24 protein-coding genes are annotated in these 26,808 nt (G+C 60.4%); 14 read left to right on the forward strand and 10 right to left on the reverse strand.

All coding sequences use genetic code 11. The features are described 5' to 3' along the window. Nucleotides 1-171: HU family DNA-binding protein (locus tag ACIOVB_RS13945; protein ID WP_401268614.1), on the forward strand; the 171-nt coding region annotated here is incomplete at its 5' end. Between the two features lie 226 nt (nucleotides 172-397). Next, complete coding sequence (locus ACIOVB_RS13950) at nucleotides 398-2,269, forward strand: SurA N-terminal domain-containing protein (RefSeq protein ID WP_401268517.1); 1,872 nt, start codon at nucleotides 398-400, stop codon at nucleotides 2,267-2,269. 166 nt (nucleotides 2,270-2,435) lie between these two features. Here the strand turns inward: ACIOVB_RS13950 and ACIOVB_RS13955 are convergent, their stop codons facing one another. Beyond that, the gene (locus tag ACIOVB_RS13955) at nucleotides 2,436-3,641 is read right to left on the reverse strand and encodes an MFS transporter (RefSeq protein WP_401268520.1); all 1,206 of its coding nucleotides are present in this window, start codon (nucleotides 3,639-3,641) and stop codon (nucleotides 2,436-2,438) included. 118 nt (nucleotides 3,642-3,759) lie between these two features. Here ACIOVB_RS13955 and ACIOVB_RS13960 point away from each other — a divergent pair, with 118 nt between their 5' ends. Together ACIOVB_RS13960 and ACIOVB_RS13965 are read left to right on the forward strand one after the other, a co-directional pair. Continuing rightward, nucleotides 3,760-4,659 carry a LysR family transcriptional regulator gene (locus ACIOVB_RS13960; protein ID WP_401268522.1) on the forward strand — a complete coding sequence of 300 codons (900 nt, stop codon included), beginning with the start codon at nucleotides 3,760-3,762 and terminating at the stop codon, nucleotides 4,657-4,659. A gap of 92 nt (nucleotides 4,660-4,751) precedes the next feature. After that, a complete protein-coding gene (locus tag ACIOVB_RS13965) occupies nucleotides 4,752-5,594 on the forward strand; it encodes a DUF2242 domain-containing protein (protein ID WP_187680480.1) in 843 nt (280 codons plus the stop codon). Nucleotides 5,595-5,932: 338 nt separating this feature from the next. Here the strand turns inward: ACIOVB_RS13965 and ACIOVB_RS13970 are convergent, their stop codons facing one another. Beyond that, on the reverse strand, nucleotides 5,933-6,973 hold the full coding sequence (locus ACIOVB_RS13970) for an AraC family transcriptional regulator (RefSeq protein ID WP_401268525.1): 1,041 nt from the start codon (nucleotides 6,971-6,973) through the stop codon (nucleotides 5,933-5,935). Nucleotides 6,974-6,976: 3 nt separating this feature from the next. Beyond that, nucleotides 6,977-8,104, reverse strand: a complete 1,128-nt coding sequence (locus ACIOVB_RS13975) for a carbon-nitrogen hydrolase family protein (RefSeq protein ID WP_401268528.1) — start codon at nucleotides 8,102-8,104, stop codon at nucleotides 6,977-6,979. 206 nt (nucleotides 8,105-8,310) lie between these two features. On the opposite strand from ACIOVB_RS13975, the gene ACIOVB_RS13980 reads away from it, so the two are divergent. After that, entirely contained in the window at nucleotides 8,311-10,350 is a 2,040-nt protein-coding gene (locus ACIOVB_RS13980; protein WP_401268530.1) for an FAD-dependent oxidoreductase, read from the forward strand. A gap of 131 nt (nucleotides 10,351-10,481) precedes the next feature. Further along, complete coding sequence (locus ACIOVB_RS13985) at nucleotides 10,482-11,387, forward strand: 1-aminocyclopropane-1-carboxylate deaminase/D-cysteine desulfhydrase (protein WP_401268533.1); 906 nt, start codon at nucleotides 10,482-10,484, stop codon at nucleotides 11,385-11,387. Nucleotides 11,388-11,521: 134 nt separating this feature from the next. Here the strand turns inward: ACIOVB_RS13985 and ACIOVB_RS13990 are convergent, their stop codons facing one another. The 3 genes from ACIOVB_RS13990 to ACIOVB_RS14000 form a co-directional block, all read right to left on the reverse strand. Beyond that, on the reverse strand, nucleotides 11,522-12,076 hold the full coding sequence (locus tag ACIOVB_RS13990) for a cytochrome b (RefSeq protein WP_401268535.1): 555 nt from the start codon (nucleotides 12,074-12,076) through the stop codon (nucleotides 11,522-11,524). Nucleotides 12,077-12,262: 186 nt separating this feature from the next. After that, entirely contained in the window at nucleotides 12,263-13,090 is an 828-nt protein-coding gene (gene phnX, locus ACIOVB_RS13995) for a phosphonoacetaldehyde hydrolase (protein WP_187680475.1), read from the reverse strand. A gap of 53 nt (nucleotides 13,091-13,143) precedes the next feature. Then, the gene (locus tag ACIOVB_RS14000) at nucleotides 13,144-14,253 is read right to left on the reverse strand and encodes a 2-aminoethylphosphonate--pyruvate transaminase (protein WP_401268538.1); all 1,110 of its coding nucleotides are present in this window, start codon (nucleotides 14,251-14,253) and stop codon (nucleotides 13,144-13,146) included. Between the two features lie 112 nt (nucleotides 14,254-14,365). On the opposite strand from ACIOVB_RS14000, the gene ACIOVB_RS14005 reads away from it, so the two are divergent. Next, nucleotides 14,366-15,226, forward strand: a complete 861-nt coding sequence (locus ACIOVB_RS14005) for a LysR substrate-binding domain-containing protein (protein ID WP_187680473.1) — start codon at nucleotides 14,366-14,368, stop codon at nucleotides 15,224-15,226. Between the two features lie 51 nt (nucleotides 15,227-15,277). Here the strand turns inward: ACIOVB_RS14005 and ACIOVB_RS14010 are convergent, their stop codons facing one another. Then, entirely contained in the window at nucleotides 15,278-16,150 is an 873-nt protein-coding gene (locus ACIOVB_RS14010; RefSeq protein WP_187680472.1) for a LysR family transcriptional regulator, read from the reverse strand. 269 nt (nucleotides 16,151-16,419) lie between these two features. Between ACIOVB_RS14010 and ACIOVB_RS14015 the strand changes: the two genes are divergently transcribed. Both ACIOVB_RS14015 and ACIOVB_RS14020 read left to right on the forward strand, forming a co-directional pair. After that, the gene (locus ACIOVB_RS14015) at nucleotides 16,420-17,745 is read left to right on the forward strand and encodes an MFS transporter (protein ID WP_187680471.1); all 1,326 of its coding nucleotides are present in this window, start codon (nucleotides 16,420-16,422) and stop codon (nucleotides 17,743-17,745) included. Nucleotides 17,746-17,816: 71 nt separating this feature from the next. Further along, nucleotides 17,817-19,208 (forward strand): FAD-dependent oxidoreductase, encoded by a 1,392-nt coding sequence (locus ACIOVB_RS14020; RefSeq protein ID WP_401268541.1) that lies wholly within the window; start codon nucleotides 17,817-17,819, stop codon nucleotides 19,206-19,208. A gap of 108 nt (nucleotides 19,209-19,316) precedes the next feature. Here the strand turns inward: ACIOVB_RS14020 and ACIOVB_RS14025 are convergent, their stop codons facing one another. Further along, a complete protein-coding gene (locus ACIOVB_RS14025; RefSeq protein ID WP_401268543.1) occupies nucleotides 19,317-20,711 on the reverse strand; it encodes a type VI secretion system Vgr family protein in 1,395 nt (464 codons plus the stop codon). 221 nt (nucleotides 20,712-20,932) lie between these two features. Between ACIOVB_RS14025 and ACIOVB_RS14030 the strand changes: the two genes are divergently transcribed. Beyond that, complete coding sequence (locus ACIOVB_RS14030) at nucleotides 20,933-21,637, forward strand: YebC/PmpR family DNA-binding transcriptional regulator (protein WP_187680468.1); 705 nt, start codon at nucleotides 20,933-20,935, stop codon at nucleotides 21,635-21,637. A gap of 102 nt (nucleotides 21,638-21,739) precedes the next feature. On the opposite strand, the gene ACIOVB_RS14035 is transcribed toward ACIOVB_RS14030, so the two are convergent. Together ACIOVB_RS14035 and zapE are read right to left on the reverse strand one after the other, a co-directional pair. Beyond that, entirely contained in the window at nucleotides 21,740-23,053 is a 1,314-nt protein-coding gene (locus tag ACIOVB_RS14035) for a leucine-rich repeat-containing protein kinase family protein (protein WP_401268547.1), read from the reverse strand. A gap of 92 nt (nucleotides 23,054-23,145) precedes the next feature. Then, a complete protein-coding gene (gene zapE, locus ACIOVB_RS14040) occupies nucleotides 23,146-24,270 on the reverse strand; it encodes a cell division protein ZapE (RefSeq protein WP_401268550.1) in 1,125 nt (374 codons plus the stop codon). Between the two features lie 285 nt (nucleotides 24,271-24,555). Here zapE and ACIOVB_RS14045 point away from each other — a divergent pair, with 285 nt between their 5' ends. The 4 genes from ACIOVB_RS14045 (at nucleotide 24,556) to ACIOVB_RS14060 (ending at nucleotide 26,778) form a co-directional block, all read left to right on the forward strand. Beyond that, entirely contained in the window at nucleotides 24,556-25,077 is a 522-nt protein-coding gene (locus ACIOVB_RS14045) for a spore coat U domain-containing protein (protein WP_401268552.1), read from the forward strand. A gap of 105 nt (nucleotides 25,078-25,182) precedes the next feature. Further along, nucleotides 25,183-25,716, forward strand: coding sequence for a spore coat U domain-containing protein (locus tag ACIOVB_RS14050; RefSeq protein ID WP_401268554.1), 534 nt, complete (start codon nucleotides 25,183-25,185; stop codon nucleotides 25,714-25,716). A gap of 20 nt (nucleotides 25,717-25,736) precedes the next feature. Continuing rightward, a complete protein-coding gene (locus ACIOVB_RS14055) occupies nucleotides 25,737-26,273 on the forward strand; it encodes a spore coat protein U domain-containing protein (protein ID WP_305438669.1) in 537 nt (178 codons plus the stop codon). Nucleotides 26,274-26,277: 4 nt separating this feature from the next. After that, nucleotides 26,278-26,778, forward strand: coding sequence for a spore coat U domain-containing protein (locus ACIOVB_RS14060; RefSeq protein ID WP_187680462.1), 501 nt, complete (start codon nucleotides 26,278-26,280; stop codon nucleotides 26,776-26,778). Nucleotides 26,779-26,808: the final 30 nt, after the last annotated feature.

Consider the following 26,808-nt stretch of genomic DNA (forward strand, 5'->3'; position numbering starts at 1 on the left):
GCTCTCAAGGCTGGCGACTCCGTTGTTCTGGTTGGTTTCGGTACTTTCTCCGTGACTGATCGTCCGGCTCGTACCGGTCGTAACCCTCAGACCGGCAAGACTCTGGAAATCCCGGCTGCCAAAAAGCCAGGTTTCAAAGCCGGTAAAGCACTGAAAGAAGCGGTTAACTAAGTTTCAGTTTTTACCCATCCGGGTCGGGGTAATGCCTGACTTGGCAGCGGAGCGGTAGAGCAGGTGGCTTGAATAGACATCTGTAACGCCGGGATCGAGGGTTCGAGCCCTGTCCGCTCCGCCAGTTACGAGAAGGCGCATCCTCGGATGCGCCTTTCTTCTATCCGGATTCTACCCACGCTCCACGGTTGCCTAATTTTGAAGTTCAACCGTTTCTGGGGGACGCATGCTGCAGAATATCAGGGACAATTCACAAGGCTGGATTGCCAAGACCATTATCGGGATCATCGTTGTATTGATGGCGTTCACGGGTATCGAAGCCATTTTCCAGGCTACGACCAACAGCCAGAATGCGGCCACGGTCAACGGTGAAGACATCAGTCAGAACGAGCTCAGCCAGGCCGTTGATATGCAACGACGTCAGCTGATGCAACAGCTGGGCAAGGATTTCGACGCTTCGTTGCTCGATGAAAAAATGCTCCGCGAATCTGCCCTCAAGGGTCTGATCGATCGCAAGTTGTTGCTGCAAGGTGCCGAACAAGCGAAATTCGCTTTCTCCGAAGGTGCACTGGATCAGGTGATCCTGCAGACGCCTGAATTCCAGGTTGATGGCAAGTTCAGCTCCGAGCGTTTCGACCAGGTGATCCGTCAACTGGGTTACAGCCGTATGCAATTCCGCCAGATGCTGGCTCAGGAAATGCTGATCGGCCAAGTCCGTGCCGGTGTGGCGGGCAGCGGTTTCGTCACCGACGCCGAAGTGCTGGCATTCGCCCGTCTGGAAAAACAGACCCGCGATTTCGCGACCCTTAACGTCAAGGCTGATCCGGCCGCGGTCAAGCTGACCGACGATGAGGTCAAGGCTTACTACGACGAGCACGCCAAGGAATTCATGACCCCGGATCAAGTGGTCATCGATTACATCGAGCTGAAGAAGGCTTCGTTCTTTGATCAGGTCGCCGTCAAGGACGAAGACCTGCAAGCGGCGTATCAGAAAGAGATCGCCAACCTGTCGGAACAGCGTCGCGCGGCGCACATTCTGATCGAAGTGAACGACAAGACCACCGAGGCTCAGGCCAAGGCGAAGATCGAAGAAGTCCAGGCGCGTCTGGCCAAGGGCGAGAAATTCGAAGCGCTGGCCAAAGAGTTCTCGCAGGATCCGGGTTCGGCCAACACTGGCGGTGACCTTGGTTATGCAGGTCCTGGCGTCTACGATCCGGCCTTCGAAAAAGCCCTGTACTCGTTGGCTAAAGATCAGGTTTCCGAGCCGGTTCGCACCGATTTCGGTTACCACTTGATCAAACTGCTGGGTGTTGAAGCACCTGAAGTACCGACCCTGGCCAGCCTGAAAGACAAGCTGACCCGCGAGCTGAAAGCCGCGCAGGTCGAGCAGCGTTTCGTCGAGGCGACCAAGCAACTGGAAGACTCTGCGTTCGAGGCGTCCGACCTGGCACAGCCAGCGGCGGATCTGAAACTGACAGTGCACACTTCCAAGCCGTTTGGCCGTGAAGGTGGCGAAGGTGTTGCGGCCAACCGTGCCGTGGTTACTGCTGCGTTCAGCACTGAAGTGATCGATGAGGGCGCCAACAGCACCGCCATCGAACTGGATCCGGAAACGGTGATCGTCCTGCGCGCCAAGGAACACTTGAAGCCTGCGCAATTGCCTCTGGAAAGTGTGAGTGCGGCTATCCGCACCCAACTGACCAAAGAGCACGCGAGCGCTGCTGCCAAGACCAAGGCCGATAAGCTGATCGCTGATCTGCGCGATGGCAAGGCTCCATTGGACAAGGCGGTTGACGGTCAGAACTGGAAAACCACCGAAGCGGCCACCCGTGGTCAGGAAGGTGTTGATCCTGCGGTACTGCAAGCGTTGTTCCGCATGCCGAAGCCGGCAGCCAAGGACAAGCCAACGTTCAGCAGCGTTACTTTGCCCGATGGCAGTCTGATGATCGTGCGTCTGAACGGCGTCAACGAAGCGGCTGCGCCGACTGATGAAGAGAAGGCGCAGTACCGTCGCTTCCTCGCGTCGCGTGAAGGTCAGCAGGACTTTGCGGCGTATCGCAAGCAGTTGGAAGCTCAGGCAGAGATCAAGCGTTTTTGATGTTTGATTGAGTTGCGAAACAAGAGCCCCGGCCGATCAGCCGGGGCTTTTTTGTGGGAGCTTACTTGCCAGCGATGGCGGCCTGTCTACCGACCAATCTCTATCAGAAGCACTTGATCCACAGCGGGAAGGCGCCAGTCGTTACAGCGTCGCCCATCAATCGGTACTATCCCGCGCGCGGAAATCCATGTGCTCTCGCATTGATGGCCGCATACAAGGTCGAAACCAGCAACGCCGCGACGATCCACGGAAAGTGCTCAACGCCCACGCTGCCCAACATCAGACCTCCTGCCAGTCCACCCCCTGCAATGCCGACATTCCACAAAGTAACCAACATCGACTGCGCGGTATCGGCGGCGTTTTTTGCCGTTTTCGCCGAGGCTGTTTGCAGCAACGATGGCATGGCACCAAATGCCAACCCCCACACGGCGGTGGCGAGGTAGACCACGCTCGGCAATTCGCGCCACAGGCCGAGTGCAATGGCCGAGAGCATGAACAGCAGTGCGCTGATCAGCACCAGTTCGCGCAGCCAGCGATCAATCAGTCTGCCGACGATCCACAGGCTCAGCACCGAGGCCACGCCGAATACCAGCAGTACTTGATCGATACGGCCGCCAAGCCCCGAGGGTTGCAGGAAAGGCGCGATATAGGTGTACAGAAGGTTGTGCGCAACCACGTAGGACAGGGTGACGAACAACACCGATCTTACGCCTGGCAGGGTAAATACCTGACGCAGCGGCAGGCGATTGCTGGTGCGTTCTCCCGGGAAATCCGGCACCTGCAAGCGTACCCAGATCACCAGCAGCACGGTCAAAGCGGTCATGATGGCGAAGCTCAGGCGCCAGCCGATCAGGGTGCCAAGCAAGGTACCAGCCGGAATCCCCAGCGATAGCGCAATCGGTGCGCCAAGCATGGCCACGGTGATGGCACGACCTTGCAGGTGCGGCGCAACCATCCGGCTCGCGTAGCCCGCCAGCAGCGCCCAGAGCAGGCCGGCGAACACGCCGGCAATGAAGCGTGCAATCAGCGTCAGCCAGTACCACTCCGACACGGCGGTAATGCTGTTGGCGATGGCGAAGCCGCCGATGGCGGATAACAACAGCGGTCGTCGACGCCAGCCGCGAGTGGCGATCGTGAGCGGAATGGCTGCCACGATCGAGCCAATGGCATAGAGCGTGACCAGTTGCCCGATCAGTGCCTGGGAGACATTCAGGCCGCTGCTCATCTGCGGCAGCAGACCGGCCGGCAGGGCTTCGGTCATCACCGTGATGAAACCGGCAGTCGCCAGTGCCAGCAGGGCGGCGAGGGGGAAAGGGTCACGGGTGTCGATCGGGTTTTCCTGTGAGTTGCAGGTGAGTTGTGCTTCGTTCATGAGCCAGCGTCCATGTGCAGGGGGTGAAGAGAGCACAGGGTAGGGCGCTGCGCATTGGCGAAAAACAGGTTATGGTTCCGAACATATCGGACATGGATGTCGTCAATGGAGGCGTGGTATGGATAGCCTGGGCAGTATTTCGGTGTTCGTTCAGGTCGCCGAGACCCGCAGTTTCACCGAGGCCGGCCGGCTGCAGGGGGTGTCATCCTCGGCGGTGGGTAAAAGCATTGCGCGGATGGAGGCGAGGCTCGGCGTGCGGTTGTTTCATCGCACCACTCGCAGCGTCACGCTGACCAGCGAAGGCGCGCTGTTTCTTGAACGTTGCCGCAAAATCCTCGCGGAAGTCGAGGCGGCGGAGTTCGAGTTGTGTAACGCGGCTTCGCAGCCGCACGGCAAGCTGCGGATCAGCCTGCCGCAGGTGCATGGGCTGGTGATGCCGGTCATGACCGAGTTCATGGCGCTTTATCCGCAGATCGAAATGGATCTGGATCTGACAGATCGCATGGTTGATGTGGTCGAGGAAGGCTTCGATGCGGTCATTCGTACCGGTAAACCGCGGGATTCCCGACTCATGGCGCGGCCATTGGGCGAGTTTCACATGGTGCTGGTGGCCAGTCCTGCTTACTTGCAGCAACGCGGTGTGCCACAAGAACCCGCTGATCTAGCGGCTCACGCGTGTCTGCGCCACACCTTCCATGCCACCGGCAAAATGGAGCCGTGGCCGCTGCGACGAGAGGTGTCTGCGGCTGAGCCAATATTGCCGGTGCGACTGGTCAGCACATCCATTGAGGCCGTTAACCACGCGGCGTTGGCCGGGATGGGAATCGCTTGCCTGCCGGACTTCATGACCCATGAGGCAGTCGCCGCAGGGCACCTGCAAAGGGTGCTGGATCGGTATCTGGAACACACCGGGCAGTTCTGGATTCTGTGGCCGTCGAGCCGCCACGCGACTGCGAAATTGCGGGTGTTCATTGATCATTTATCGACGCGACTTTTTCCCGCAATCGAGAGTCGCTAGAGTTGTAACCGTTTTAAGACACTAATCCATACGCCGCGGGGCCGCGATCTGTTGCACAATACGCCCCGGACTGTTTTCTCTCAGGATGTTCAATGTTGATTTTCACTCCCCTGCGTGTTGTCGGGTTGGCGCTGTTGTTGACTGCTGTTGCCGGCTGTTCGAAAGACAAGCCGATGTATGAGCATGAGAACTTCGATGACTCCGGTACGTTTTCGCGCAATTATCCAGTGACCGACTCGGTCAGCTGTGAAGCGGCCCGTCGTGCTTTGCTCAGCCAGGGTTACATCATCACCAGCAGCGATCCGAAACTGGTCAGCGGCCACAAGAGCTTCCAGCAAACCGGCGATACCCACATGGAGATCAGCTTCAACGTGGTCTGCGCAGATGACGGCACTGCCGGGCACCATGCCACGATGTTCGCCAACGCCCTGCAGGATCGTTACGCTCTGAAGAAGACCAACAACTCGGCCAGCCTGGGTGTCGGTGTGCTGGGTTCGGTGTCGATGCCGATCGGTTCCTCGGACGATTCGATGGTCAAGGTCGCCAGCGAGACGGTGACGGCGCAAAAGTTCTATGAGCGATTCTTTACGCTGGTCGAGCAGTTCCTGCCGGCAGAAACGAAGAAAGCGGCGCATATCGAAGAGAAGCCGAAGACCGATCTCGGCGTGCCTGAGCCGAAAGCGGCTCCAGCGCCTTTGGTTCCAGCGGCGGAGCCCGCTCCGGCACCCGCACCAGCGGTGACCGCACCTGCACCTGTTGAGACCGCACCGGTCAGTTCAGAGCCGGTTGCGCCGCCAGCGGATTCCACGCCGATCACACCGGCGCCGAGTGCAGAACCTGCGCCGGCCACAGAAACCATCACGCCACCGGCCAATCCGACGGACATCCCGCCGCCGTCCGAGCCGATTCCGGCGATGCCAGCCTCCGGCCAGTAAACCGCTGCTCCCTGTAGGAGCTGCCGAAGGCTGCGATCTTTTGATCTTGATCTTAAAAAAATCAAAAGATCGCAGCCTTCGGCAGCTCCTACAGGTGAAATGTCGTTACATTCCCCTGACAAAATCCCCGCGATAAATTCCTGACCGCCTGCTACGTTTTATTCATGAAGGCCGTGTTTCATTTTTCCTTCACACGGGCACGTTATGCTCGGGACATTATCGAAGAGAGCAGTAGGGGGATTACACAATGGATGACTATCAAGAAGAACTGCTCGAATTCCAGGCTTATGAACTCGACTCGCCTGAGCCGGCAGAAGACGCCACCGAGCTTTAAAACCTCAAGCAGTTTTGCGATGACTACGACGGAACTCGCCGGGTGTCTGACCGTTCCAGCGTTTGAATGCGCGCTGGAATGCCTCGGCTGAGGCAAAGCCCAGCAGGTAGGCGATTTCGCCGAACGCCAGTTCGGTGTCGCGAATGTAGGTCATCGCCAGATCACGCCGAGTGTCATTGAGGATCGCGCGAAACTGCGTGCCTTCCTCGGCCAGTTTGCGCCGCAAGGTCCACGTCGGCAGCTTCAGGCGCGCCGCCACTTCTTCCAGGTCGGGTTCCCGGCCGCCATTAAGCAACGGCCCAAGCAATTGCGTGATGCGTTCGCGCAGGCTGCGGGTGCGGGTCAGTTGTTCCAGTTCCCGCTCACACAACCCGATCAAATGCTTCCACGTGCTTGGGCAATGCTCCGGATTGCGCTGGGCGAGGCTATTCAGGCTCAAACGCAACTGGTTGCGCTCGGCACCGAACTGGATCGGGCCATCTCCCAATGCGTTGTAGGCTTCACGATAATCCGGCTCTTCGAACTCGATTTCGATGCGTTCGGCGCGCAGCGGTTCGCGGTTGACGCTGGATAATTGCTGCAGCCATCCAGCGATGATCGAATCCACCACAAAGCGGTTATAGGCGTTGTACGGGCTGATCGAATAGAAGCGCAGCCAGGCGCCATTGGCGTCTTCGTGAAAGCTCGACTGGCCGCGATAGTTGGAGCCGTACAGCGGCTCGAAGCGAATCAAACAACGTGCCGCCTCACGCACAGTCGGTGCCTGCGATGCGGTGACGCCGGCCAATCCGGCCTGGCTCAAACGACTGAGCTGACCCATGCGCAGGCCCAGTGCCGGATCCTCCGTGAGTTGAATCGCACTGTGCCCCAAACGCATATAACGCGGAATCGACAGCCGCGCCCCGGCCTCGGCCAAGCGCGCGGCATCCAGACCGTACTGCTCCAGTAACGGCTGGGGATCGGCGCCATGGCTGCGCACGGCATCGGCAAGGCTATGGACGAAACCCACCGACAGATCCCCGAGGCGCATCGGCAGCGGCTTCATCACTTACAACCAGATATTCAGCAAGCGTGCGCCACGGGCGTCGCCGTCGGCGAACTGCTGGCCGTTGCTGCTGAGAAAGCTCTGCCCGGAACTGGATTTGTCCCAGAACTGGCCGCGCAGGAACACGCTCATACCGGCAATTGCGCGGCTGCTGGGTGGTTGCGCAGTCAAGGTCAGGCGATGCCAGGCCTGGCCTTCGCTGACTTCACCGGGTTTGAGGCTGACTGAGCTCGGTGTACTCGAACCCTTGTAGCCACGCCACGGCTTATCCCACGCGCCATGTCCGAACACTTGTGCCGGTACCGCGATCAATTGCGCGCCTTGCTCGTCGAGTTTGCGGTAGTTGTCCGGATACCAGCTGTCGCTGCCGATCAGCACGCCGAGGCGCCCGGCCGGGGTGTCGACGACGTTGATTGTCTGTTCACTGGCCTGAATGACGTCACGTTGATCGAAGATCGGGTGCATTTGCCGCTGCGGCTGGCCGAGCGGCGCACCGTCGCGACCGAAGACCACGCTGCTGTTGTAGAGCGCACCGCTGCCGGATTTGAGCTGGCCGTCGCGGATGCTCGGCTCGGGCAACACGATGGAGCCGGCCACCAGCGTCACATGGAATTCCTTGGCCAGACCGCCGAACAGCGCCTGGTAATCCTTGGCCATGGCGCGCGATTTCATGCGCAGATGGGCGTCGTTCAGCCGATCGCTACCTTTGGCGCCAAGCCAGGCGCGAGCGAACAATAATGGATTGCTGGCGGCCATCCAGTTCATCGCCTCGGCGAGGGTCGGGGCCTGGTACAGCTCGTCTTTTTCGCCGCTGATCATCAGCCAGGTGCCGACATGTTCCGGCAACACCACCACGGTCTTGTCATTCAACAAGCCCTGATCCTGGGCTTGCTGCAAATACGCGGCGAGTTTTCGGTGCAAGCGCTCTGAGCTTTGATAGTCGGTGGGAAACAGTTCGGGCTGGATGCCGAGCAGATTGCCACGGTCGCCGGGCGTACCCTCATCGACCGCGAGTTTGATGCGCAGGTCCGACAGATAATGCCCGGCGGGCCGATCCGCCGCCCACATGGCGTAGGTGGTCAGGGCGGCCACGATGGCCATGGAGAAAAACAGGTACAGAAGTTTACGCATGAAAACCAACAACAACCGGGTACAGGGTGTGGCGACTAGGGTAGGGCGCCTGTCCGCGCTTGCCAAGGGGCGCTGCGCATTTTGATCATTAACTTGTCAGTTACGGTCATTGAGTGACAGCGATGCGACTCTTAGTCTGTCGAACATGACTGACGGGGGACACAGAGCTCCCGCAATTTCCGTGATTGCTCGTTGTGGAGTTACCGATGACCGCCGCTCATTACCCGCACCTGCTGGCCCCGCTGGACCTGGGATTCACCACGCTGCGCAACCGTACCCTGATGGGTTCGATGCACACTGGCCTGGAAGAGAAACCGGGCGGTTTCGAGCGCATGGCGGCGTACTTCGCCGAACGTGCCCGAGGCGGCGTCGGCCTGATGGTCACCGGCGGGATCGGCCCGAACGACGAGGGCGGTGTGTATTCCGGCGCGGCCAAGCTGACCACCGAGGAAGAAGCGCTCAAACACCGCATCGTCACCCGCGCGGTGCACGAGGCGGGCGGCAAGATCTGCATGCAGATCCTTCACGCCGGCCGTTATGCCTACAGTCCGAAGCAGGTAGCGCCGAGCGCGATTCAGGCGCCGATCAACCCGTTCAAGCCCAAAGAGCTGGACGAGGATGGCATCGAGAAGCAGATCAGCGATTTCGTCACTTGCTCGGTACTGGCACAAACCGCCGAGTACGACGGCGTCGAGATCATGGGCTCGGAAGGGTATTTCATTAACCAGTTCCTCGCTGCGCACACCAACCACCGTACCGACCGTTGGGGTGGCAGCTACGAAAACCGTATGCGCCTGCCGGTAGAAATCGTGCGCCGCGTCCGGGAAGCGGTCGGGCCGAATTTCATTATCATTTTCCGTCTGTCGATGCTCGATCTGGTCGAGGGTGGCAGTACCTGGGAAGAAATCGTCATCCTGGCCAAAGCCATCGAGCAGGCCGGTGCGACCATCATCAACACCGGCATCGGCTGGCATGAAGCGCGGATCCCGACCATCGCCACCAAGGTGCCGCGTGCGGCATTCAGCAAGGTTACGGCCAAGCTGCGCGGCTCGGTGAGCATTCCGCTGATCACCACCAACCGCATCAACACGCCGGAAATCGCCGAGCAGATTCTCGCTGAAGGCGATGCCGACATGGTCTCGATGGCGCGGCCGTTCCTTGCCGACCCGGACTTCGTCAACAAGGCTGCCGAAGGGCGTGCCGACGAAATCAACACCTGCATCGGTTGCAACCAGGCGTGCCTCGACCACACCTTCGGCGGCAAGCTCACCAGTTGCCTGGTCAACCCGCGTGCCTGCCACGAAACCGAGCTCAATTATCTGCCGGTGCAGCAGATCAAGAAAATCGCCGTGGTCGGCGCCGGGCCTGCCGGGTTGTCCGCTGCCACCGTGGCTGCCGAGCGTGGGCATCAGGTGACGCTGTTCGATTCGGCCAGCGAAATCGGTGGCCAGTTCAATATCGCCAAGCGCGTACCGGGCAAGGAAGAGTTTTTCGAGACCCTGCGCTACTTCAAGCGCAAGTTGCAGACCACCCACGTCGAGGTGTGCCTGAACACCCGCGTCGATGTGGCGAAACTGGTTGAAGGCGGATACGACGAGATCATCCTCGCCACTGGCATTGCGCCGCGTATGCCGGCGATTCCGGGCGTCGAAAATGCCAAGGTGTTGAGCTACCTGGATGTGATCCTCGAGCGCAAACCGGTGGGCAAGCGTGTGGCGGTGATCGGTGCCGGCGGTATCGGTTTCGACGTGTCGGAATTCCTTGTGCATGAAGGCGTGGCCACCAGTCTGGATCGTGCCGCGTTCTGGAAAGAGTGGGGCATTGACACTCATCTTGAGGCCCGTGGTGGTGTGGCCGGGATCAAACCAGCGCCGCATGCGCCGGCCCGTGAAGTGTTCCTGTTGCAGCGAAAGAAAACCAAAGTGGGCGATGGCCTGGGCAAGACCACCGGCTGGATTCACCGCACGGGGCTGAAGAACAAGCAGGTGCAGATGCTCAACAGCGTCGAATACCTGAGCATCGACGATGAAGGCCTGCATATCCGCATCGGCGAAAGCGGCGAGCCACAGCTGCTGGCGGTGGACAACATCGTCATCTGCGCGGGGCAGGATCCGCTGCGTGAGCTGCATGACGGGCTGGTGGCCGCCGGGCAGAACGTGCACCTGATCGGCGGTGCCGACGTGGCGGCGGAGCTGGATGCCAAGCGCGCAATCAATCAGGGTTCGCGTCTGGCCGCCGAACTCTAAAACCACACATCTCCACTGTTGATCATTCCCACGCTCCACGTGGGAATGATCAAGCTCGCAGCCTGTGGCAGCTCCTAAAGGATTTTTTGTTGGCTGGTAGACTGTGGTCTTTTTCAGATCATGCCGTGCTTATGTTTCCCCAAGCCCCTCTCAACCTTCTTCAACTCGACTGGCTCACCACCGCCGGCATCGAAGTCGCGATCCTGCGCCTCGATCAGATCGACCCACTGATCAGCGGCAACAAGTGGTTCAAACTCGTCGAACACCTCAAAGCCGCCGACCACGCAGGCGCCGACGGCATCATCAGCCTCGGCGGGGCGCATTCCAATCATCTGCATGCCTTGGCCGCAGCGGGCAAGCGTCTGGGGTTCAAAACCGTGGGGCTGTTGCGCGGCCATCCGCAGGAAACGCCGACGGTGAAGGATCTGCACGCATTCGGCATGCAGCTGCATTGGCTGGGTTATGGCGGCTATCGGGCGCGGCATGAACCGGGTTTCTGGCTGCCGTGGCAGGCGCAATATCCGACGCTGCATGCGGTGCCGGAGGGCGGTGGGGGATTGCCTGGAGCACTGGGCTGCGCAGCACTGAAGGTTCAGGTCGATGCGCAGTTGAGCGATCTGGGCTGGATCGATTACCACGGTTGGTGGCTGGCTTGCGGCACGGGGACGACGTTGGCTGGGCTGGCGCTGGTCGAGGCCGGCGAGCGTCCGGTGTACGGCGCGTTGGCCGTGCCTGACGATCACGGGGTCGCGCCACACGTCGAGGCGATCGTTCGCGAGGCAGGCTTGGCCACAGCGGATTACCAGTTGCTCGACGCCAGCCGAGGCGGTTTCGCCAAGGTCGATGCGCAATTGCTTGGCTTCATCGAACAGACCGAACAGCTCAGTGGTGTGCCGCTGGAGCCGTTGTACACCGGCAAGGCGTTACTGGCGCTCAAGCAGCAGGTCGAAGCGGGCCGGTTTGCCAGCGGCACGCGACTGATCTTCGTGCATACCGGCGGACTCCAAGGACGCCGAGGCTTCAACCGTAATTCCTGAGTAGAAGCGAGCACCCTGTGGCGAGGGGATTTATCCCCGATGGACTGCTTGGCAGTCCCGCGGCTTGATGGGGTTGCTTCGCAACCCGTCGGGGATAAATCCCCTCACCACGATGGCGTTTCCATTCCGGACAATCAGCGATCCGCCCGTTTTGGCATCATCCGTAGCAACGTGTTATCCCTCACCACGTAATGGTGATAAATCCCCGCCAGCGCATGCAGCCCGATCAGCCAGTAACCTGCCGTGGCGATCAACACATGCCAGCCTTCAACCTGTTTGGCGAACGCCTTGTCCTCGCTTACCAGCAGTGGCAGATCGAAACCATAGAACATCACCTGATGCCCCTCGGCGCTGGTGATCAACCAGCCGAGAATCGGCATGCCGATCATGAACAAGTACAACGCCCAGTGCATCAAACGCGCCAGCAGGGTTTGCCATTGCGGCGAAGCCGGGAAGATTTTTGGCGCCGTGCCGACGCTGCGGGCCAGCAGGCGAAACCACACCAGCACGAACACAGTCAGGCCCAGCATGTAGTGGGCTTCTTTGATCAGCGTGCGTCCGCCACTGCCCTTGGGGAACAGACCACGAAATTCCATGCTGGCGTAGACCAGCACCAACAACACCAGCATCAACCAGTGCAGCAGGACCGATACGGTGCTGTAGCGAGATTCGGAACTTGTCCACGGCATACGGTGTTTCCTCACAGATCAGGGTCGAAACGGGCCGTTCTTGGGCGACGGCATGTTTTAACTGTAATCCGCTTTGACGGATTTGCCTGAGGCTGATCGGTCTTTCAATGCGCTGAATCAAGGTGCAGCCAAAAAAACGCCCCTGTCGCTAAGACAGGGGCGTTTTTTCATACGGCGCGGGGCAGATCAGCTCGACTGCGGCATCTCACCATTGGCCAGACGCTTATTGATGTCGGCAATCACTTCCGGCAGATCAGTGATGGTGTCGATCATGTAGTGCGGGCGCGAGCTTTCGAACAGCGCGTGGATGCGCTTGCGTTCGCTGGCCAGTTCATCGCTGCCTAATGCGCGGAAACCCTCGTAGTCCAGACCCAGCGCGTTGCCCGAGCAGATCAGTGCCACTGTCCACATTCCGGCGCGACGGCCCTCAAGAATGCCCGGTACGGTGTCGTCGATCTTCACGCAAGCGCCGACATCATCAATGCCCAGCGCGATCACGTTGGCCAGTGCCTGGGCCGGCCATGGGCGGCCATTTGGCACTTCGTCGGTGGCGACCACGTGGTCGGCGACGTAGCCATTGGTGGCGGCCAGTTCCACGACTTTATCCATCACCGGTTTCGGGTAGCCGGAGCAGGAGCCGATCTTGATCCCTTGCTGGCGCAGGTTGGCGATGGTTTCCAGGGCGCCGGGAATCAGCGCCGAGTGTTCGGCGATTTTCTCGATCTGCAACGGCATGAAACGGTTGTAGATCGCGGTGACGTCATCGTCGGTCGGGGTGCGGCCGAACACCTTGCGATACCGCTCGGCGACCTGCGGCTGATCGCACAGGGTGCGGATGTGATCCCACTTGCCCATGCCCATCGGCCCACGGGCTTCTTCGATGGAGACCTGGACGTCGAACTCGGCGAACGCTTCGACGAAGATCTGCGTCGGGGCGAAAGAACCGAAGTCGACCACGGTGCCGGCCCAGTCGAGGATGGCAGCTTGCAGTTTGGTTGGGTTGGTGTAGTTCATGGCGAAAATTCCTGAGTTGGCAATGCAATTCAAAATGTGGGATTTGTGGTGAATCAGATTTCGAGGACTTCCATCTCGCGCAGCACTTCACCTACCGCCGCGACCGCTTCGCGCATCTGCGCCGGGCTGACGTGGCCGATGCAGCCGACGCGGAAAGTTTCGACCTGGGTCAGTTTGCCGGGGTAGAGGATGTAACCCTTGGCCTTGACCCGTTCGTAGAAGTCCTTGAACTGATAACGAGGATCGGTCGGCGCGTGGAACGTGGCGATGATCGGCGCCTGGATCGCTGCCGGCAGGAAGCTGCGCAAACCGAGTTTGGCCATCTCTTCCATCAGCGCCTGACAGTTGGCGGCGTAGCGCGCATGCCGCGCTGGCAGGCCACCTTCTTCGTTGTATTGCAGCAAGGCTTCGTGCAGCGCCGCGACCACGTGGGTCGGCGGGGTGAAGCGCCACTGGCCGGTCTTCTGCATGTAAGTGTGCTGGTCGAACAGATCCATCGCCAGCGACTGCGAATTACCGGCGGCAGCGGCCAACGACTCTTTACGAGCGAAGACAAAACCCATCCCCGGCACACCTTCCAGGCATTTGCCAGACGCGGCGATCAGTGCGTCGAAAGGCACTTGCTGCGCATCCACCGGCAAGGCACCGAAGGAACTCATGGCATCGATGATCAGGCGTTTGCCGTGTTGCTCGATAACCTGGGCAATTTCCGGCAACGGATTGAGGATGCCGGTGCTGGTTTCGCAGTGGATCAGCGCGACGTGGGTGATATCACTGTCGGCGCGCAGCAGACGATCAACGTCGGCAGCAGTAGTCGGTTCATCTTCAGCGGTTTCGAAAGTGCTGAACGAACGGCCGAGCACTTCGCAGATTTTCGCCAGACGCTTGCCGTAGGCACCGTTGATCAGCACCAGCACCTTGCCGTCGCGGGGTACGAGAGTGCCGATGACCGCTTCGACCGCAAAGGTTCCACTGCCCTGCAACGGCACGCAATGGTGAGTGGCGGCGCCGTTGAGGATCGCCAGCAATTGCTCGCAGAGGCTGGCGGTCAGTTGGTTGAAGCGGTCATCCCATGACCCCCAGTCGACCATCATCGCCTGGCGGGTGCGGGCCGAAGTGGTCAACGGGCCGGGAGTGAGCAGGATGGGTTCGGCAATACTCATTCGTGTGTCCTCGGAAAGCGCTGTGGGATGAAGCTACGGGGCATACGTTGCAATTCGCCGTTGCATCAATCAAATTGTTTGTTGTTATGCCAGCCATCAGTGAGGGTTATTCATGAACTTGTTCCAACTGCGCGCCTTCGACGCCGTCGCCCGTGAAGGCAGCTTCACCCGCGCCGCCGCGCGGTTGTTCATCAGCCAGCCGGCGGTCACCGGGCACATCAAGGCGCTGGAGGAGCACTACCAGATCACCCTGTTGCGGCGCACCGCGCGACGGGTGGAACTGACCGAGGAGGGCACCAAACTCGCAGCGATCACCCGGGCCATGTTCGGTCTGGCGGAAGAAGCGCAGACGATGCTCGAAGCCAACCGTCAGTTGCTCACTGGGCGCCTGGAAGTGGCGGCTGATGGGCCGCACATGGTCATGCCGATGCTCGCCAGCCTGCGCGCGCGGTATCCGGGGATTACCGTGAATCTGCGTCTGGGCAATGCGCAGGAAACCCTCGCCGCACTGTTATCGGAGCACGCCGATGTCGCGGTGCTGACTGAAGTCGAGCCGCGCAAGGGACTGCATCTGCAAGCACTGAATGAATCTCGGATTTGCGCGCTGGTGCCGGCCGGACACCCTTGGGCAGAGCGCGTCGCAGAGGTGAAGCTCAAGGAACTTGATCAGGTGATCATGGTGCTGCGCGAGCCGAGTTCGATTACCCGGCGCACGTTTGATCAGGCGTGTGCGCAGGCGTCGATCCATCCGCGTGTGCTGCTCGAACTGGACAGCCGTGAAGCGGTGACGGAGGCCGTAGCGGCGCAGTTGGGGGTTGGCGTGGTGTCGTCGGTGGAGGTCAGCCATGACCCACGAGTGGTGGCGATTCCGATTGTCGGCGAGGGGCTCGTGAACCGGCACATGATTGGCTGCATGGAGCGGCGGCGGGAGTTGCGGTTGATTCAGGCGTTCTTTGGCTTGGCGCCAGTCTGATACACCGCGACGCACTCATCGCTGGCTTGCCAGCGATAGGGCCATCACTGGCTACACAAGACTTTCGCGAACCATATCGAGAAACGTCGCGACCACCCGCCGCGAACTCTGCTCACGCAAACAGACCAAGGTTTCGGTCAATCTGCGGGTGCAATCGGTAATCGGCAACGCGCATACCCGCGAATCCGCGCCAAACTCCGCCGCCGAAACAACCCCCACACCAATCCCGACAACCACTGCTTCCCGCGCCGCTTCCCGCCCCTCAACCTGAATCGCCGGGCGAATGCGAAACCCGGCCCGGGCCATTTCCTCTTCCAGTGTCTGCCGCGTCACTGAACCGTGTTCACGCAACACCAGCGGCGTGTCGTCGAGGTCCGCCAGGCAAATCGATTCACGCTCCGCCCACGGATGATTGCGCGAAACGAACGCCACCATCGGATCGTTGCGCAACGGCACGCTGAGCAAACGTTCATCACTGACATCCCGACCCAGCAGCGCCAGATCGGCCTGATAGTTGAACAGCCGAAACAGCGATTCATCGGTGTTGCCCGTCTCGATCTTCACGCTGATCCCCGGATATCGCTCGCAGAACCGCGCAATCTGCGGCAGCACATGCACCGGCGCATCCACCGCCAGAATCAGGCTGCCGGTCTGCAAGGCCTGGGATTCCTGAAGCAGCTCCTGCGCTTCGGCTTCAATCACAAACAGGCGCTGAGTAATCGCCAGCAAGCGTTCGCCGAGGTCAGTCAAACGCACGGAACGTTTATTGCGATGAAACAATAAAACGCCGAAGCGTTCTTCGAGTTTGCGCACCTGGTCGGAAATCGCCGGTTGCGTGAGGAAAAGCCGCTCGGCGGCTTTGGTGAAGCTTCCATGTACGGCCACGGCATGGAAGGCTTTGAGCTGGGCGTGGGACACCGACATGTAGCCTCCAGTAACAAGCTGAGCTTATGTGTGAAATACGATAAATCGATTTTATTTATTAAACAGTAATTGCTTTGATCCGCTCACGCCATCGATGACTGCCCGATCGGACAGCAGCGTTGGCGATGAGCCTGTGCGTGCAACAGCAGGACTCATCTGACCGGTATCGCTTTAGGGATGGGGTGATATCGCAGTGCTCAACAATAAAAAACACAGGCGTTTACTTAACGATTCTGCCGGCACACTCACACCCTGAGGTCAGAACCACAATGAACAAGCACATCGGCACCATTGCGCGTTGGCGCATGCAGATTTTCGCTATTACCTGGCTCGCGTACGCCGCTTTCTACTTCACCCGCAAAGCGTTTTCGGTGGCCAAACTCGGCATCGGTGAAGACCCGAACTTCATGCTCGACAAAATGACCATGGCCAATCTCGATGCCATCTATCTGGCGGCTTACGCGATCGGCCAATTCACCTGGGGCATGCTTGCCGACCGCTTTGGCCCAAGGGTTGTGGTGCTCGGCGGTTTGCTGATTTCCGCTGCGGCGGCGCTGGTGATGGGCAGTTTTGCAACGTTGCCGATCTTCGCCACCTGCATGTTGATCCAGGGGTTGGCGCAGTCCACCGGTTGGTCGGGGTTGTGCAAGAACCTCGGCAGTTTTTTCCCTTCCGCACAACGTGGGCGAGTGCTTGGGTTGTGGAGTTCCTGCTATGCGTTTGGCGGTCTGGTGGCGTCGCCGTTCGCCGGTTGGTGGGCGTACACGCTGGTGGGCACCTGGCACGCGGCGTTTATTTCCAGTGCGGTGGTGGTTGCGGTCGTGGCGGTGTTGTTCTTTATCTTCCAGCGCAACAAACCGGAAGACGTCGGTCTGCCGGCGGTGGAACCGGAGCCTGAACTGAGTGCTGAAGAGATCGAAGCCAACAGCAAACTCAGCGTTTGGGAGCCGCTGAAGGAGATCCTGCGCAACCGCACGGTGTTGGTGCTGGGGCTGGCTTACTTCATGTTGAAACCGGCGCGTTACGCGATTCTGTTGTGGGGGCCGGTGATTGTCTTTGAGCAGATGCCCAGCGTCGGCAAGGTGGGGGCAGCGATCATTCCGACCTCGTTCGAACTGGCCGGGTTGCTCGGGCCGATCATGATCGGCTTGGCCTCGGACAAACTGTTCGGCGCCCGGCGCATGCCGGCCTGTGTGCTGAGTCTGCTGGCGCTGACCGTAACCCTGGCGCTGTTCATGGCCGCCTTGCAAACCGGCAGTGTGTTGCTGGTGGTGGCACTGCTGTTTGTCATGGGCCTTACCCTGTATGGCCCGGACTCGATGATCAGCGGCGCGGCCGCCATCGACTTCGGTAAAGCCAAGGCTGGCGCTACCGCTGCCGGATTCGTCAACGGCTGCGGCTCGGTCGGCGCGGTGCTCGGCGGTTTGCTGCCGGGTTATTTCGATACGGTGACGGTGTTCATCGTCTTCGCCGGTTGCGCGCTGTTCTCGGCGCTGGTGCTGATCCCGCATTGGAACAGCCGTCCGGTCGGCGTGATGGAGCCGCGCGCGTCCATCCCCAATTGCCCGTTGACGATCAAACCTCTGCGTTCCTGAAACCCTTTGCCTCGCGGCCTGCTGCGGCGTTCGCGGCAGGCTGTGTCGTGGCCAACTGACTGGAGAATCCCATGAGACCGTTTTGGCTGGAGCAGGCCTTGCAGGCCGATGCGTCCGCAACTTGCCCGCCGCTGCAAGGCGAAGTGCGCAGTGACGTGTGCATTGTCGGCGGCGGTTACACCGGGTTGTGGACGGCGATCATGCTCAAGCAACAGAACCCCGAACTCGATGTGTTGTTGATCGAAGCTGACATCTGTGGCGCTGGCGCCAGTGGGCGAAACGGCGGTTGCGCGCTGTCGTGGTCGGCCAAGTACTTCACCCTCGAGCGCTTGTTCGGCGTCGAAGAAGCGGTGCGGCTGGTCAAGGAATCGGAGCGCAGCATCCACGCCATCGGCGAGTTCTGCGAGCAATTTGGCGTCGATGCCGATTACCGCCTCGACGGCACGCTTTACACCGCCACCAACCGCGCGCAGGTCGGCTCGACCGACGCCGTGATCGCGGCGCTGGAGCGCAACGGCATCAACTCGTTCAGCCAGCGCCCGGTGGCGGATGTACAACGCATGGCCGGGTCGAGCAAGCATCTGGAAGGCTGGTTTTCCCCGGCTGCCGCCAGTGTGCAACCGGGCAAACTGGTGCGCGGGTTACGGCGGGTGGCGTTGCAACTTGGGGTGAAGATCCACGAAAACACCGCAATGACCGGTTTGGAGGAGGGCCGCCCAGCGCGTATTCATACCGCGAACGGCAGCGTAATCGCCGACCGCGTGGTGCTGGCGATGAACGCGTGGATGGCCCGCGCGTTTCCACAGTTCGAGCGCAGCGTGGCGATCGTTTCCAGCGACATGCTGATCACCGAGCCGCGCCCGGATCTGCTGCAGGAAATCGGTTTGACCAGTGGCGTTACCGTGCTCGATTCGCGGATTTTCGTGCACTACTACCACAACACTCCCGACGGCCGGATCATGCTCGGCAAGGGCGGCAACACCTTCGCTTATGGCGGGCGGATGCTGCCAGTATTCGATCAGCCATCGCCGTATGCCGGATTGCTCAAGCGCAGTCTTGGCGATTTCTTTCCGGCGTTCGCTGATGTCAAAGTCGATGCAACCTGGAACGGGCCGTCCGATCGCTCGGTGACTGGTCTGCCGTTTTTCGGCCAGATGAGCAACAGCGGTAATGTGTTTTACGGTTTTGGGTATTCCGGCAGCGGCGTGGGGCCGTGTCACATGGGCGGGCAGATTCTCGCCTCCTTGGTGCAAGGGCTGGATAACCCGTGGACGCGCTCGCCACTGGTCAATGGGCCGCTGGGTTACTTCCCGCCGGAGCCGATCCGCTATCTCGGATCGTTGATGGTGCGCAACGCCATCCGCCGCAAGGAGCGCGCCGAAGACCACGGGCGCCGGCCCCGGCATCTGGACGTGCGCCTGGCAAAATTTGCTGCGGCGGCGGGCAAGGCGGACAAAGGCTGAGCACACCACTTACCTCCGGAGCTGCCGAAGGCTGCGATCTTTTGATCTTCATGGTTAAAAGCAAAATCAAAAGATCGCAGCCTCGTTTCACTCGACAGCTCCTACAGGTTATGTCGCGCGATTGAGCAACCAGTCGAGCAACAAACCGCTGTCGGACGCGGGTTGTGTTGCCCGGGGTTTGGGATTGCGGGTGTAGCCCAGGCACAGAATCGGTCGGTCGGGATCGCTGTCGAGGAAGCTCACCCATACTTCGCTGCCGGCGCCGGGCAACTCATCAGGCGTTATTCGGCCATTGGCTCGGGTCATGGCGATCGGCAGCCAGATCGCTTCGGTGTCGGTGGCTGGTGATGGTTCCGAGGGCCACAGCCTGACGGCAATCCGGCCGAGTTCGTCGAACCGCGCAGTTTGCCCCAGCGTGCCAATGACCTCCGCCAGATGATAGCCGGCGACACTCGGGCGCCGTTGTTTGAGCGGCGGGCGAAAGTCGGTGGACCAGGGCTGAGCGCTGAAATCGTTGTAATAACGGTGCACGGTCGGGGTAGGGTCAAGGATCGATGGATGTTGTCCATGATGGCGGATTGAGGTGATTCGCCATTGCTCGTTGAAGTGGCTGATCGGATGCTCCGTCACCTGCAACAAATGCCCACTGAGCAAGCCGATACAGTCGCTGCGTCCATTGATCGAGCGATGCTGGCAACGTTGTCGCTCCAGATGCCGACGACTGCGCTGTTCACTGTAGCGCTGCTCCAGCGAGGGCAGCGGTGTGGGTGGATTTGACGGGGTCTGATTGGCGGCATCTTCGCCGAGAGTTTGCTGCCCTCGATTGCGTACGGCGTGGAGCGTCGGAATCGGCGCGGCGTGGTGATGCTGGAACAGCTCACTGATAGTCGGCGAGGGCGCTTGCTCATCAGCCTTGAACGGCAGCAGCGCCGGTTCTTGCGGCAGGCTCAGGCTGTCATCGGCAAACACCACAACGTGCCCGTCGGGCCGGTGTTCGAAGTGATAGTGGATGCCTTCCTCTTCGCAAAGTCTGTGCAGCAGCGCCAGATCGCTTTCCTCGAACTGGATGCAGAACGGCCGCACCGGGTACTGCCCCACGGTCATTTCAATCCGGTAGCTATCGCCGGGCAGCGCATTTTCAGTGAGCAACTGCTGGATAATCTGCGGCACGCTCAGTTGCACGAACACGCGCCGATTACTCCGCCGGGCCAGGCTTTGCAGGTGGGGCACCACTATCAGGCGATAGCCGATCCGGTGCGTTCCGCGATGTTCGCAACTGGCGCTGTGGATGATGCCGTGAACCCCGTGATGATCGTCCAGGCGCAGAAATGCCGGTTGCTGCAACAGCGTGCCTGGCGCCACGGCGGGTGCCAGGCCGATCAGCTCAATGTCGAAACGGTAGGGCTGGTTAAGCGCTTCCTCGCCTTTGAAACGCAGCACCGGCAGGCATAACCCGCTGGCGGTCAGGGTAAGGGTGAACGGACTTTCCTTGTCATTGAGCATTCGAACAGGCTCTGTCAGGCAATACGGGCCTCAGAGGGTACGAAACCGCAGCGCTGAATGGTCATGTCAAAGGCGTTTTTCAGAATTGCCCTACAAGCACTGGTGAAGAAGTCGATTCCGCATTGGATTTTTTTGGTCGATTGCCGACTTTAGGCCGTATAAACTTGCCGCCACGCGTCGGCCAATAGATGTCTCGGCGCCACAGATCAAGAGAGTGAGTAATGGGCGCACAGTGGAAGGTTAAACACAAAGAAGCGGCAGCCAACGCCAAGGGCAAAATCTTCGGCAAACTAGTGAAAGAAATCACCATTGCTGCTCGCAACGGTGCCGATACCACCACCAACGCACACCTGCGTCTGGTGGTCGAACAGGCCAAGAAAGCCTCGATGCCGAAGGAGACCCTGGATCGCGCCATCAAGAAAGGCGCCGGTCTGCTGGGCGAAACCGTGCAATACCATCGCGTGACCTACGAAGGTTTCGCCCCGCACCAGGTGCCGCTGATCGTCGAGTGCGTCACCGACAACATCAACCGCACCGTCGCGGAAATCCGCGTGGCATTCCGCAAGGGCCAACTGGGCGCTTCCGGTTCCGTAGCGTGGGACTTCAACCATGTGGGCATGATCGAAGCCTCGCCGGACACCCCGGACGCCGATCCGGAAATGGCCGCGATCGAAGCCGGTGCTCAGGATTTTGAAGAAGGTGAAGAGGGCGCAACCCTGTTCCTGACCGATCCGACCGACCTGGATTCGGTGCAGAAAGCCCTGCCGGAACAAGGTTTCACCGTGCTGTCGGCCAAGCTTGGCTACCAGCCGAAAAATCCGGTCAGCGGTTTGAGCGATGAGCAGATGGCTGAGGTTGAAGCGTTCCTGGAAGGCCTCGACAACCATGATGACGTGCAGGATATGTTTGTCGGTCTGGCTGGCTGATTTGCTTCGTCAGTGATGCCCTCATCGCGAGCAGGCTGGCTCCCACAGTTGAAATGCATTCCAATGTGGGAGCCAGCCTGCTGGCGATTGACCGCGTAGCGGTCACTGCTTTTCCAGTACCTCAATCACTTCACTGAACCCCGGCCGCCCCAGCACATCCGCCTGACAGCAGCGCCGCTGCAGTTCTTCCAGTACCCCACGGCGATCATCACTCAACCCCGAGTCGATGCGCGCCAGCAATTCTCCAAGCAAAATCCCGAACGCCCGCACTTCAATGCGTTGCAGCGCGCGGGTTTCGAAGTTGTCCGTGGTGGCATGGAAAGACGCCGCACCGAAGTCCCCCAATAAACAGTCGCCCTGATCGTTCAACAGAATGTTGTGCCCGTAGAGATCGCCGTGGGTGATGCCTTGCTGATGCAAATGCTCGGCTGCCGAAGCGATGCCCTTGGCAATGCGCAGCGCCACATCGGCGCTGAACCGGCAATTATCGGCATACACGTCCCGTGAGCAGGAGGCCAGGCTCGGCAACGCCGCCAGATTGAGGAAACTCGGGTCAATCAATTGCATCACCAGCCCCTGCTGTCCAGTGGGGTGGCCAGTGATACGGCCTTCCACCCGGATCAGATTCGAGTGCAATCCGGCGGTGATGCAGGCGTTCATTTCGTGCAGCGGCGAACCGTCGCTGGTCATCGCGCCTTTGTACAGCTTGACCGCGACCGGTTGCGCCGAGCCATCGGCGCGCTGCCAGATCGCCCGGAAAATCACCCCGGAGGCGCCTTCACCGAGTTGTTGCTCCAGACGCAACGCCGACCAGTCGATCTGCGGCGTTGCTTCAAGGGCGGCGGCGTCGGCTTCGGTTTCCAGCGGATTACCGGCGTAGGCCAGCCACGTCAGGCTCGGCAGCGTCAGCAGAAACTGCGGTAACTCGGTCAAGCGGTTGGCGGCGATGCGGATCAGTTCCAGTCGATGGCAGTTGCCCAGGGATTGCGGCAGCGATTGCAACTGATTGCCCGCCAGCATGAGTTTCTGCAAGTAAGGACGCTCGCCCAGTTCATTTGGCAGGGTTTCGATGCAGTTGTCGGTCAGGATCAGCCAGCGCAGCAGCGGGGGCAGGGCGGCACCGGGCACATCGACAATGTGGTTGGCCTTGAAGCCGATCATCGTCAGCGCGGTGCATTGGCCGAGGCAAGCGGGCAGTTCACTGAACTGGTTGTCGGAGCAGAACAGCACGCGCAGGCGGGTCAGCCGATGCAAATCATCCGGCAGGCTGCTCAAGGCGTTGCCGCTGAGGTTGAGCACCTCCAGCGTTTCGGCCAGATCGAAGATCTCCGGCGGGAATTCGGTCAGGCCGCAGGACAGATCCAGCCGCGTGATGCCCGACAGTTCGCCGGCGCGCAATTGAGCAAGGGTGTGCATGAAAGTCTTCGCAATAGAGGGGTCGCTGGGAATGGGCGACATGATAGCGGCAAAGCTGTAGTTGCAGGCTGCTCCAGATCTTTGGAACGTTATCAGGCGTGCACTTCTTGCAACTGTCCCAACCGACTCCGCGTGCGGGCCAGGTCGATAGTGTTGCCCGCCAGGCTTTCGCCCAGCGGCAGCCTACCGAGCAGCGTCAGGTGTTTGTCCTGGTCGTAAAGCACGTCGATCAGGTTGATGAAGCGCTGTTGCGCGGCGATCGAGCATTCGGCGAGTTCGGGCAAGTCATCGATGACCCATTGATCGAATCGCCGACACATTTCCAGAAAATCCATCACCGCCGTTGGCTGTTCGCACAGGTCATTGAAGGTAAAGCCGACACGCCGCTCCTCGCACAGGCGTGCCTGAAAGTGTCGGGTGCCAACCGCTAACGACAGGGGCGGCGCATCTTCGGGCGGCAGGTTGAGGGCCTGGCGCTGGGCTAGCGTGGCTGGCCACACGTAATGGCCTTGGGTGAATACCTGATGCAAATGGTTGCGCGCCAGACTTCGATAGTCGTGAGCCCCACCCACTTCCATAACCTGCATGCGTGAGTTGATCAGCTCGATCACCGGTTTGAAACGGGCGTGATAGAGCGGGTTGGGCAGCAAGCCTTCCGGCGGATAGTTGGATGTCACCAACAACAAAATCCCGCGTTGGAACAACGCCTTGAACAGCCGTGTGATGAGCATCGCATCGCCAATGTCATGCACATGAAACTCGTCGAAACACAGCACCCGACAGTCGTGCAGCAGTTCATCGAGCGTGAGAGTGAGGGCATCGTCATGCTGGCGATGACGGAACATGCCCTGGTGCAGTTGCGCGAAGAACTCATGGAAATGCAGGCGGCGTTTCTGCGTGATCGGCAGCGCCTGGAAGAAACCATCGAGCAACCAACTCTTGCCGCGCCCGACGGCGCCGTACAGGTACAGACTCGGCGGCGTCTGCCGTGATGCACCGAACAGCAGACTGGCTTGCTGCGCCATGCAGTCGATCACGCGCTGCTGGCTCTGGCTGAGGGTGTAACCCTGGCCGTGAGCCTTGTGGCGGAAGTAATCGCGGATCGACCGGGCACTGGCGTCATGGCCTGCGCTGGCAGGCAGACCTTTGCCGAACAAACGGCGCAACGCCAGCCAGCGCTGGGTCAGTGGCGATCGTTTCGGCGGCTGGGCGGGCACTCTGCGGTCACTCCGTGTTCGTAAACCGGCTCCCGGGAGCGCGGCGGCGTAGTGTAACCAGACGCGCAGTCAGCCTTCCACCGCAGCCGGTCGAGAGTGGGCGGTCATTGAACAATATTGTGCGGTTCGTACAGCTATTTTCAGCGACAGGATCCGACGTGCTGCCAACCTTTCGAAACATATCCCCGACTATCCGTGGATCCAATCGACTGGCGCAATCGTCGTCCGTTGCTAATCTGAAACACAGTAACGACCTTCGGGTGATCCCTGACAAGGAATGGGACAGTGAATGCACGTGTGGTCATGGGCCTGCTGGGTGTGCTTGCTGCACCCGCATACGCGACGGATCTTCAGGTCGAAGTACGGGTCGATGTGCAGCGCGGCTGCCAGTTGATCGGCCAGCAGCGCGAGGCCGGTATCGAGCAACTGGGTGTGCTCGACTTCGGCAGCACAGCGCGTCTCGACGATCCGGCAGGGCCACTGGCGGCGGCGCTGACCAATCAGCGGCTGCCGCGTCTGGAGTGCAATCCGGACACGCCGTTTCAGATGCGCGTCGATGGCGGTTTGCACGGCGGAGTCGGCGAAGTGCGATACATGGTTGGCGATGCGGGTAGCAAGCCGATTCCTTACCGGTTGTATCAGGACGCCGCGCGGCGCGTGCCGTTGGTGGTGGATGTGCCGGTCAGCGGTCGAGTGCCGGACAGCGGCACAGTGGAATTGCCCTTGTACGCGCGGATCGAGCGTTTGGCGCAAGTCCCCCGGGTCAGCCGTTACTCGGATCTGGTCAAAGTCACGGTCACCTGGTGATCGCAGGGTTTTAGTCGGCAATCCAGCGGATTCGGATTGCGCAGGGAACGCGTTCAATGATGAGCGCGGTGGTTGAGTCATCCTCAGGGAGCAGGGAAGGGCGAAATGGCAGGCAAGCACTGGGTGGTCGTGGCGGCAGGTACGCTCGCATTACTCGCTGACGACGCGCAAGCGGCGGTGAGCGGGCAGATTCATGCGCGGCTGATCCTGATTGCCGGCTGTGAAGTGACCAACACCAGCAATCCCTCCAGCCCGGTCAGCGATTTTGGCAAGCTTGATTTCGGCCTTCAGGGCCCGACCTGGAACGCGCCGATCAACGCTAGCCTCGACAGCGACAGCAGCGGCAAACTCAACGTCGCGTGCAACCCTTCGGTCACCGGTTTCACCGTCACCATCGACGGTGGCGCCCATGGTGACGGCAATACCCGGCGCCTGAGCAACGGCCGCCAGACCATCCCTTATCAGCTGTTTCTCGATGCCTCCGGCAACCAAAGCTACAGCATCGGCCAACAACACAATTTCGCTGTCACCAGCGGTGCACAGATACCCATTCCGGTATTTGGCTCGGTGGTGGCGAATACCCGCGCGGCTCCGGCAGGGGTCTATACCGACACCCTGACGGTGACGCTCGACTGGTAACCCCGTAGAGGACGGACACCATGCGTACGTTTGCATCAAGGATAGGTTTGTCGCTGCTCGGCCTGACGCTGGTTTCCAGTGCCCATGCCGCCACCACTGTCACCGGCCAGATCACCTCCAGCCTGATCCTGATCAGCAGCTGTCAGGTCAACGGCGCTGGCGGCTCCACCGGTCTGAACTTCGGTGCCTTGAACTTCGGCACTGCCAACAGCCTGTTCACCACTGCCACCGGGCAAGTGCTGGGTGGTGGCGGCGGGGCGCTGTCGATTCTCTGTTCCAGCGGCACCACGCCGACGGTGAAGGTTCGTGCCGGCTCCCATGACGGCATGTCCCCGGGCGGCACGCGCGCGCTGTACGACGGTGTCGCTAACTACGTGCCGTACGACTTGTACACCGATGCCGGGCATTCGCAGCTGTTGGCGATTGACGGCACGATCAATCTGGCCGCCAGCACTGGCGTAGCACAAACGGTGAACATCTATGGTCAGGCAGTGGGCAAGGCCGGTTTACCGGCAGGGACCTACACCGACACTGTCGCTGTTGAACTGACGTTCTGATGCCATGCGCCGGCATGGCTGCATCGCGCTGCTCCTGCTTTGTGCGGGCAGTGCGCCGCTGCCGCTGACGGCGGCGACGAGTCAGAGCTTCCAGGTCAGCGCCACGGTCACGGCGGGGTGTCTGGTGGTGGGTGGGGTGTCGAACTATGGAGGGCTGAATTTCGGCTCGCGTTCAGCCCTGGCCACCGGCACGGTGCAGGTCGCGTTGACCGGTGGCGTGCAATTGCAATGCACGCCGGGGGTGACATTGAACATGAGCGTCGATGGCGGCCAGTACAACAGCAGTGGCCGGCACATGCAGGTCAACAGTGGAAGTGCGCGGGTGGCGTATTCGCTGTTTCGCGATGCCGCGTACAGCCAGAGCCTGGGCATCGGCCAGAGCGTAGCGGTGGCCTACAGCGATGCGAACAACATCAGCCTGCCGATTTACGGTCAGGTGCAATTGCCGGGCAATCAGCCTGGGGGGACGTACAGCGACGTGCTGCAGGTGCAGCTGTCGTGGTGAGGCGAAGGTTGTTCGACAGGGAGCGGTTTT

Origin of the sequence: Pseudomonas sp. NPDC087639, assembly GCF_044743385.1 — a bacterium.
In the GTDB taxonomy this organism is placed as follows: Bacteria; Pseudomonadota; Gammaproteobacteria; order Pseudomonadales; family Pseudomonadaceae; genus Aquipseudomonas.